The sequence below is a fragment of the Burkholderia sp. Ac-20392 genome (assembly GCF_017104585.1).
Classification (GTDB): Bacteria; Pseudomonadota; Gammaproteobacteria; order Burkholderiales; family Burkholderiaceae; genus Burkholderia; species Burkholderia lata.
Window position 1 is genome coordinate 1 of the sequence record NZ_JAAGPB010000366.1, and the last position, 8,697, is coordinate 8,697.

The following is an 8,697-nucleotide window of genomic DNA, read 5'->3' on the forward strand; positions in this document are numbered from 1 at the left end:
TACCGCGTGAGAACCGCGAACCGCGCGAGCGTGTCGAGCAGCCGGAAGGCGTCGAAGCAGCCGGTCGTGGCGAGCGCCAGGAACGCGGCGAACGTCGTGAGCGCGGCGAGCGTCGCAAGCCGACCCAGCATGCGGCAACGCTGGAAACCGTCAACCGTGGCGAAACGCATCCGGAACCGGAAGCCGACAAGGCCCTCGCAGAAGACCTGCCCGGCGCCGAGCTGGCAGCCGATGCGGAAGCCGGCGCACGTGATGGCGAGGAACGTCGTCGTCGCCGCCGCGGCCGTCGCGGCGGTCGTCGCGAGCGCGAGGAAGACGGCGCAGTCGTCGACCACGCCGAGCAAGGCGCAGAGGGCGAAGTTGCGGTGCAAGCCGTGACGCCGGAAGCACCGGCTGCTGTCGAACCGGCCCACACGGCCGCACCGGCAGTCGTCGTTGCAGCCGCCGCGGCAAGCACCGTCGTCGTCGAAGCAGTGGTCGAGCACCATGCCGAACCGGCCGCATCGGCCGCTGTCGAGCCGCAGCCGGCACCGGTACACGTCGAAGCAGCACCGGTCGAAGCGGCCGTTGTCGCCCAGGCAGCAGAACCGGTACCGGTCGCACCGGCCGTCGCTACCGAAGCCGGCCCGGCGCCGGTCGCGGTTTCGCCGACCGACGCGTTCGAAGTGCCGGCAGCGCCTGTCGCTGTCGAGGCGCCGCAACCGGCACCCGTCGAGCAAGCTGCACCGGCCGTGACGACCGAAGCCGCTCCGGCGGCTGCCGAGCCGGCCCATGTCGAAGCAGCACCGGTCGAGGCCGTGGCTGCACCGGCACCGGCACCGACGCCTGCACCGGCTCCCGCTCCGGCCCAACCGGCAGCCGCGCCCGCTTCGGCGAGCCTGGATACCGTGCTGGAGCAGGCTGGTCTCGTCTGGGTGAACACGGACGCCGGCAAGTTCGCCGCTGCACAAGAAGCCGCGTCGCGCCTCCCGCGTCCGGCTCGCGTGCCGCGCGAACGCAAGACGCTGCCGCCGGCCGATACGGCCCCGATGCAGCAGGTCGAAACGACGCATCACTGATCGACGCATCGTCCGACCAGGAAAAGCCCGCCTCCGGCGGGCTTTTTCACGTCCGCGCTGCGGGTTTCCGCCCACCGGACCGACTCGCCGCTTGCGGCTAAAATAGAGGTCTGGTTCGCACTTCTTTCAACATGTCCCGACGCATCATTCCTCTCGCCGACGTCAGCGGGATGCCGGACGTCTCCGGCATCGCGCATGCCCCGGATGGCACGCTGGCCGACACGTTCGCCAGGCCGCTGCGCGACCTGCGCATTTCGGTGACGGATCGCTGCAACTTCCGCTGCGTGTACTGCATGCCGCGCGCCGTTTTCGACAAGGACTACCCGTTCCTGCCGCACAGCGCGCTGCTCACGCACGAGGAAATCGAACGCGTGGCGCGACTCTTTGTCGCACATGGCGTCGAGAAGATCCGCATCACCGGTGGCGAGCCGCTGCTGCGCAAGAATCTCGAATTCCTGATCGAGCGCCTCGCCCGCCTGACCACGCATGACGGCCGCCCGCTCGACCTGACGCTCACGACCAACGGTTCGCTGCTCGCACGCAAGGCGCGCGCGCTGAAGGACGCCGGGCTCACACGCGTGACGGTCAGCCTCGACGCGCTCGACGATACGTTGTTCAAGCGCATGAACGATGCCGAGTTCGCGAGCGCCGACGTGCTCGACGGCATCTTCGCGGCCCAGGCCGTGGGCCTCGCGCCGGTCAAGGTCAACATGGTCGTGAAGCGCGGCACCAACGACAGCGAGATCCTGCCGATGGCCGAGCGTTTCCGCGGGACCGGCGTGATCCTGCGCTTCATCGAATACATGGACGTCGGCACGTCGAACGGCTGGAACATGACCGAGGTACTGCCGTCGGCGGACGTCATCGCCCGGCTCGCCGAACACTTCCCGCTCGTACCGCTCGACCCGCACACGGCAGCCGAAACCGCGCAGCGCTGGGGCTATGCGGACGGCAGCGGCGAGATCGGCGTGATTTCGAGCGTCACGCAGGCCTTCTGCGGCGACTGCACGCGCGCGCGGCTGTCGACCGAAGGCAAGCTGTACCTGTGCCTGTTCGCGTCGACGGGCCACGACCTGCGCGCGCTCGTGCGCGGCGGCGCGAGTGACGCCGAGATCGCGACCGCGATCGCCCGCATCTGGCAGGCCCGCACCGACCGTTATTCGCAGCTGCGCGGCAGCGCGTCTGCCGACGCCCTGCCCGACGGCGCCGGCAAGCGGGTCGAGATGTCGTATATCGGCGGCTGACGCACGCCGCACTTCCCGCCCTCTTGCCATGCCCGCTTCCGCTTCTCCCTCGATTGCCGGCCTGCTGCTCGCAGGCGGGCGTGCCACACGCATGGATGGCGTCGACAAGGGCCTGCAGTTGCTCGACGGCACGCCTCTCGCGCTGCACGTGCTGCGCCGGCTCTCGCCGCAGGTCGACGAGACGCTGATCAGCGCGAATCGTCATGCCGATCGCTATGCCGAACTCGGTGCGCCGTTCGATGCGCGCATCGTCGCGGACGAAACGCCCGACTTCCCCGGCCCGCTCGCGGGCCTGCTCGCCGGCATGCGGGCGGCACGTGCGCCGCTTGTCGCGTGCTCGCCATGCGATACACCCTATCTGCCGGCCGACCTCGTCGCACGGCTGCAGGCGGCGCTCGACGCGCAGCAGGCCGACATCGCCATGGCAGTGACCGTCGATGCGCAACAAGTGCGCTCGCCACAGCCGACGTTCGCGCTGCTGCGCACGTCGCTGGCCGACGATCTCGCCGTCCGGCTCGCCGCCGGCGACCGCAAGGTGCGTGCGTGGTACGCACGCCACAAGACGGTCGAAGTCGAGTTTCACGACGAGCGTGCGTTTTACAATGCCAACTCCTGGCAGGAACTCGCCGCGCTGGCCCGCCGCTGACGGCACCCGTACGGTTCCCGCCCGGCGCCCGCCGCACGCGAAACCCGCGCCCAGGCACCCTCCTCGCGCCACCGGCCACGAACCCGATACGCCTTGCGGCGCAGTCCGACTGATGATCACGCAATCCTCGCCCGCCCCCCGAACCGCACCCGATTCCGATGCCCCGCTGTCGCTCGTCGACGCGCAGGCGCTCGCGTGCCGCTTCGCGGTGCCCGTCGACGCGTGTGACACGGTGACGCTGCGCGATGCACTCGACCGCGTGCTCGCGGCCGACGTGAACGCACCGTTCGACATTCCCGCGTACGACAACTCGGCGATGGACGGCTATGCGTTCGACGGCAGCGCCGGTACGCATGCATCGCAACAAGCGGAGGTCGCACTGACGGTCGCCGGCACCGCGCTCGCCGGCCATCCGTTCGACGGCGCAGTGGCAGCCGGATCATGCGTGCGCATCATGACGGGCGCACCGATGCCGGCCGGCTGCGATACGGTGATTCCGCAGGAACGCGTGCGCGTCGATGGCGACACGATCCACTTCGCCGCGCACGACATTGCGCGCGGCGCGAACTGCCGCAATGCCGGCGAGGATCTCGCGCGCGGCGCCTGCGCACTTGCCGCGGGCACCTGATGGTCTCGGCGCTGATCCTGCAGTGCCGCCTGCCAGTCGCCGCGCGGATCCGCTCGGCCGGCGAGGATCGTCCGTCGTTCGCGATGATCGCCAACGCGCTCGCGGACGCATGGGCGCCCGTCTCGGTATTCATCGTGATGGCGCTGTGGTTCGTGTGGGCGCTCGACGTCCACAACGGCTACCGCGTGCTGATCACGCTCGGCGGCCGCTCGATCGCCGTGATGATCGGCATGCGGATGGTGTCGATCGTCGTGTTCGGCGCGCTCGCGCGGCTGTTCCAGGGCCGCGACGAAGACCGCACGCTCGTCCATGTGCACGCGTACCGCTACTACCCGCTGCTGCGCCAGATCGTGTCGGGTGCGATCGGCATCGTGACCCTCGTGCTGCTGCTGCAGATCTGGGGTGTGCCGATCTTCCGCGCGTTCGAAACCGGCACGATCGGCCACCGACTCGCGTCGGCGCTGGTGACGATTGCCATCGCGGCCATCGTCGCGCTCATCGTGTGGGAAGCCGCGAACATCGCGATCGAGCGCCGCCTGCAACGATGGACGCGCGAAGGCAATCTCATGCGCGCGGCGCGGCTGCGCACGCTGCTGCCGATGCTGCGCTCGCTGCTGTTCGTGATGATCGCGCTCGTCGTCGTGCTGACGGGCCTCAGCCAGCTCGGCGTGAACGTCGGCCCGCTGCTTGCCGGCGCCAGCATCTTCGGCGTCGCGCTCGGCTTCGGCTCGCAGAAGCTCGTGCAGGATTTCATCACCGGGATCTTCCTGCTGATGGAAAACGCGATGCAGGTGGGCGACTGGGTCACGCTCGCCGGCGTGTCGGGCACGGTCGAGTACCTGTCGATCCGCACCGTGCGGTTGCGCGCCGGCGACGGGTCGCTGTACACGATCCCGTTCAGCTCGGTGACGACCGTCAACAATACGAATCGCGGGCTCGGCAACGCGTCCGTCAAGATCAGCATTGCCTACGGCGAGGATATCGATCGCGCGATCGCGACGCTGAAGGAGATCGGCGCCGCGTTGCGCGACGATCCGAAGTACCACGACGGCATCCTGTCGGACTTCAGCTACTGGGGTATCGACCAGGTCGATGGCGCGACGCTCGCGCTGGCCGGACAGATGCAATGCACGGACTCGACACGCTGGAGCGTGCAGCGCGAATTCAACCGGCGGATCGCGGAGACGTTCCGCGAACGCGGCATCCGGATCGCCAATCCGCAGCGCAGCGTCGTTGCGTACGCGGACGGATCGCGGCCGGTGGTCGACGACGAAAACGGCAGCAACGGCGACAACGGCCATGCTGCCGAAACTTCGGCCCGGCCGCCGTCGCCCTCGGAACCGGGGCGCAAGCCGAGTTGACCGGCCGGGACTGACAACGCGCCGCGTTTAACGCGCGGCCGGCTTGGTCACGCGCCGAGCGCTTTTCGCGGCGGGTGTAGACGCTCCCGTCCCCCGTTTCGAGTCGGCCGCCGGATCGACCGCCAACACGTCGCGCTGCGCGTGCCATTGCTGGAGCAGCACGCGCGTCTGTTCGGCGATCGTGTCGATCAGCAGGGTCGCGCGCTCACCTTCGAACGCCTCCCATTCGAGCAACTGCAGCGCCGAACGCTGCGCGATGTGGAACACCGTGAGCTGCCCGAACAGGCTCAGTGCACGCAAGCGCGTGACGGGATCGTTGGCCGGCCGCCCCGAGATGCGGCCGATCAACTCGGCGCTCACGTCGTTGAGCGGCTTGCGCATGCGCTTCATCAGGATTTCGCTCGCGCTCGCCGGCTCCTGGCCGCCTTGCTCGCGCGCGAAGAACATCCGCTGGTTCATCGTCTTCGGCGCCGTGAACATCCGGTCCGACAGCGCGCGCAGCAGCCCGACGAACGCGTCGATCAGCACGTCGACGTCCGCGTCCGCGTCGAGCATCGCCCACGCATGGCCGACTGCCGGCGCGAACACTTCCCAGCCGTGTTCCGCGATCGTCTCCACGCACGCGCGGTACACGCCTTCCTTGTTCTCGAAGTAGTACTGGAGCGCCGGCGCGTTCACGCCGGCCATCGCGGCGATCTCGCGGGTCGATGCCCCCGCGAACCCGCGCTCGCCGAACAGTTCGATCGCCGCCTCGATGATCCGCTGGCGCGTTTCGTCGCCACGGGCGTAGCCGCCCGCCGACGTACGGCGCAGCTTCTTCGCTTCGTTCATGCCTTCCTCGTCATTCGATCGACCGACATTCTACTTGACACAATTTTATCAACTGGAATAATTCTTCCACTTGGAATAAATTGGACGCCAGCATGTCGACGCTGCAAGACTCGCCACAGAAAGCAAATCGTCAGGAAAACGGAACAACGCCGCGAAACGGCAACGGCACGAAGCGGCGCGTCCTGCTCATCGTCGCCGTGCTTGCGGCCATCGGCGGCGCCATCTGGCTCGGCCGATGGTGGACGGTCGGCCGCTTCATCGAAAGCACCAACGACGCGTACCTGCAGGCGGACAGCATGACCGCCGCGCCGAAGGTCGCCGGCTACGTGACCGACGTGTATGTGCGCGACAACCAGGCCGTAAAGGCCGGCGATCCGCTCGTGCGGCTCGACGTCCGCCAGTACCAGGTCGCGCTTGCGCAATCGCTCGCGACCGTCGACGCGCGCCGCGCGGATATCGCACGCGCCGAGGCCGACATCAGCCAGCAGCATGCGAATCTCGAACAGGCCGACGCGCAGGCGAAGGTGTCGCGCATCAATGCGCAGCACACCAGCGACGAATACACGCGCTATGCGCCGCTCGCCGCGACCGGCGCGGAAACGCACGAACGCGTAGCCGACCTGAAGAGCACGCGCGACCAGGCAGCCGCGACACTCGCCGCGAACAATGCGTCGATCGCTGCCGCGCGCACGCAGATCGCGTCGTTCACCGCGCAGCTCCAGCAGGCGCGCGCGCAGCTCGAAGCCGCGCAGGCCAGCGCCGCGCAGGCGCAGCTCGACCTCGACAACACGATCGTGCGCAGTACCCTCGCCGGCCGCGTCGGCGATCGCACGGTGCGCGTCGGGCAATACGTGCAGCCCGGCACGCGCCTGCTGACCGTCGTACCCGTCGACTCGATCTACCTCGTCGCGAACTTCAAGGAAACGCAGATCGGCAACATGCGCATCGGCCAGCCCGTCGAACTGCACGTCGACGCACTGCCGGACGGCGCGCTGTCCGGCGTCGTCGACAGCTTCGCGCCCGGCACGGGCGCGCAGTTCGCGCTGCTGCCACCCGAGAATGCGACCGGCAACTTCACGAAGATCGTCCAGCGCGTGCCGGTGCGCATCCGACTCGCCGCGAATGCCCGCGCGCAGCGCATGCTGCTGCCGGGGTTGTCGGTGACGGTCGACGTCGATACGCGCTCGACCCGCGACGAGACGCATCATGGCTGAACCGTCCGCCACGATGCCCATGCCGCCGCACGAAGGCCGTGCGAGCGTGACCGACTGGATCGCGGTCGCGGCCGGTGCGCTCGGCGCGCTGATGGCGACGCTCGACATCTCGATCACGAACTCCGCGCTGCCGCAGATCCAGGGCGAAATCGGCGCGACCGGCACCGAAGGCACGTGGATTTCGACCGGCTACCTGATGTCGGAGATCGTGATGATCCCGCTCGCCGCCTGGCTCACGCGCGTGTTCGGGCTGCGCAATTTCCTGCTGACGAACTCCGCGCTGTTCATCGCGTTCTCGATGATGTGCGGCTGGTCGCATTCGCTGCCGATGATGATCGCCGGCCGGATCGGCCAGGGCTTCACCGGCGGTGCGCTGATCCCGACCGCGCAGACCATCATCCGCACGCGGCTGCCGCTGTCGCAGTTGCCGGTCGGCATGACGCTGTTCGGCCTGATCGTGCTGCTCGGGCCATTGTTCGGCCCCGTGCTCGGCGGCTGGCTCGCGGAAAACGTGAGCTGGAGCTGGTGCTTTTTCCTGAACCTGCCGGTGTGCCTGCTGTTGATGGCGCTGCTGGTGTTCGGGCTGCCGTCGGATCGCCCGCAATGGCATTCGTTCTTCAACGCGGACTGGCTCGGGATCCTCGGCCTCGCGATCGGGCTGAGCTCGCTCACCGTCGTGCTCGAGGAAGGTCAGCGCGAACGCTGGTTCGAATCGCAGATGATCGTCACGCTGAGCCTCGTGTCGCTCGCCGGGATGATCCTGATCGCGCTGTCGCAGATCTTTGCGAAGCGGCCGATCATGCGGCTGTCGCTGATGCGCAACCCGCGCTACGCGAGCGTGATCGTGATCGTGTCCGCGGTCGGCGCCGGGCTGTACGGCGTGTCCTACCTGCTGCCGCAGTTCCTCGCGATCGTCGCCGGCTACAACGCGGAACAGGCGGGCTCGATCATGCTGCTGTCGGGGCTGCCGGCCTTTCTCGTGATGCCGATCCTGCCGCGCCTGCTCGGCAAGGTCGACTTCCGCATCCTCGTGATCTCGGGGCTGCTGCTGTTCTGCCTGAGCTGCATGCTCGACATCAGCCTGACCGCGCAGAGCGTCGGCCACGACTTCGTCTGGTCGCAACTGATCCGCGGCGTCGCGCAGATGCTCGCGATGATGCCGCTCAACCAGGCATCGATGGCGGCCGTCGCGCGCGAAGACTCGGGTGATGCGGCCGGGCTCTACAACATGGCGCGCAATCTCGGCGGCTCGATCGGGCTCGCGATCATCGGCACCGTGATCGACCGGCGCACGACCTTCCATACGGCCGCGCTCCGCGAATCGGTGACCGCGAACTCGCTGATCGGGCAGGACCGGCTGTCGGCCTACGCGGCCAACTGGTTCGCGCACACCGGCGACCTCGCGTATTCGAACATGCGCGCACTCGGACAGCTGGCGCAGCAGATCCAGATCCAGGCGGTCGTGATGACCTATTCCGAAACCTTTTATCTGCTGGGCCTCGCGCTGCTTGCCTGCGTGCCGCTTGCGCTGCTGCTGAGAACGCCGCGCGGGCCGCAGCCGATGTCGTCCGGCCACTGAACCGTCTTACGCGATGAAACCCTTCTCCCTGCCCCGCCGCCCTGCGCTCACGCTGTGCGCGGCCGCATGCCTGCTCGCCGGCTGCACGGTCGGTCCCGACTACCGCGGCGCACCCGCCGCACCGGATGCGCCGACC

Annotated in this window: 6 protein-coding genes and 2 pseudogenes; 7 read left to right on the plus strand and 1 reads right to left on the minus strand. The window is 68.4% G+C overall.

Annotated elements, in window-relative coordinates; genetic code table 11:
- The 5 genes and pseudogenes from G3N99_RS28805 to G3N99_RS28825 form a co-directional block, all read left to right on the plus strand.
- Positions 1 to 1,058, plus strand: a pseudogene (locus G3N99_RS28805) (ribonuclease E/G); the annotation flags it as partial.
- A 131-nt stretch (positions 1,059 to 1,189) separates the two neighbouring features.
- A complete protein-coding gene (gene moaA, locus G3N99_RS28810) occupies positions 1,190 to 2,302 on the plus strand; it encodes a GTP 3',8-cyclase MoaA (protein ID WP_174943876.1) in 1,113 nt (370 codons plus the stop codon).
- Between the two features lie 28 nt (positions 2,303 to 2,330).
- Positions 2,331 to 2,948, plus strand: coding sequence for a molybdenum cofactor guanylyltransferase MobA (mobA, locus tag G3N99_RS28815; protein WP_174943879.1), 618 nt, complete (start codon positions 2,331 to 2,333; stop codon positions 2,946 to 2,948).
- A gap of 112 nt (positions 2,949 to 3,060) precedes the next feature.
- A pseudogene (locus G3N99_RS28820) lies at positions 3,061 to 3,570 on the plus strand (molybdopterin molybdenumtransferase MoeA); the annotation flags it as partial.
- A gap of 5 nt (positions 3,571 to 3,575) precedes the next feature.
- Positions 3,576 to 4,937: a mechanosensitive ion channel domain-containing protein gene (locus G3N99_RS28825; protein ID WP_241011905.1), complete on the plus strand. Its 1,362-nt coding sequence runs from the start codon at positions 3,576 to 3,578 to the stop codon at positions 4,935 to 4,937.
- A 27-nt stretch (positions 4,938 to 4,964) separates the two neighbouring features.
- On the opposite strand, the gene G3N99_RS28830 is transcribed toward G3N99_RS28825, so the two are convergent.
- Entirely contained in the window at positions 4,965 to 5,768 is an 804-nt protein-coding gene (locus tag G3N99_RS28830) for a CerR family C-terminal domain-containing protein (RefSeq protein ID WP_174938614.1), read from the minus strand.
- Positions 5,769 to 5,860: 92 nt separating this feature from the next.
- Between G3N99_RS28830 and G3N99_RS28835 the strand changes: the two genes are divergently transcribed.
- Both G3N99_RS28835 and G3N99_RS28840 read left to right on the plus strand, forming a co-directional pair.
- A complete protein-coding gene (locus G3N99_RS28835) occupies positions 5,861 to 6,982 on the plus strand; it encodes an HlyD family secretion protein (RefSeq protein WP_206124085.1) in 1,122 nt (373 codons plus the stop codon).
- Complete coding sequence (locus G3N99_RS28840; RefSeq protein ID WP_174937050.1) at positions 6,975 to 8,561, plus strand: MDR family MFS transporter; 1,587 nt, start codon at positions 6,975 to 6,977, stop codon at positions 8,559 to 8,561. The genes G3N99_RS28835 and G3N99_RS28840 overlap by 8 nt, the downstream gene beginning before the upstream one ends.
- The last annotated feature ends 136 nt before the right edge of the window (positions 8,562 to 8,697 follow it).